This window comes from Herbidospora sp. RD11066, assembly GCF_054661255.1.
This window is the reverse complement of record NZ_BAAGDO010000247.1, coordinates 1-255: the sequence shown is the minus strand read 5'-3', so window position 1 is coordinate 255 and position 255 is coordinate 1. Positions and strand designations below refer to the sequence as shown.

Here is a 255-nt window from a genome sequence, read left to right as displayed (position 1 = left end):
CCCTCACCAACGTACCAGTGGACAAATGCACGCTTGGCGTACATCAGATCAAACTTGTGATCCAGACGGGCCCAGGCCTCAGCAATAGCTGTGGTGTTACTCAACATACACACAGCACGCTGAACTTTGGCCAGATCACCACCAGGAACAACTGTGGGAGGCTGGTAGTTGATGCCAACCTTAAAGCCAGTTGGGCACCAATCCACAAACTGAATGGTCCGCTTGGTCTTGATTGTTGCAATAGCTGCATTCACA

1 protein-coding gene is annotated in these 255 nt (G+C 51.0%); it reads right to left on the bottom strand.

The window, feature by feature from the left end; genetic code table 11:
- Positions 1 to 255, bottom strand: a 255-nt coding sequence (locus ACYQ78_RS39850; RefSeq protein ID WP_459806188.1) for a hypothetical protein, incomplete at both ends; no start/stop codon positions are given.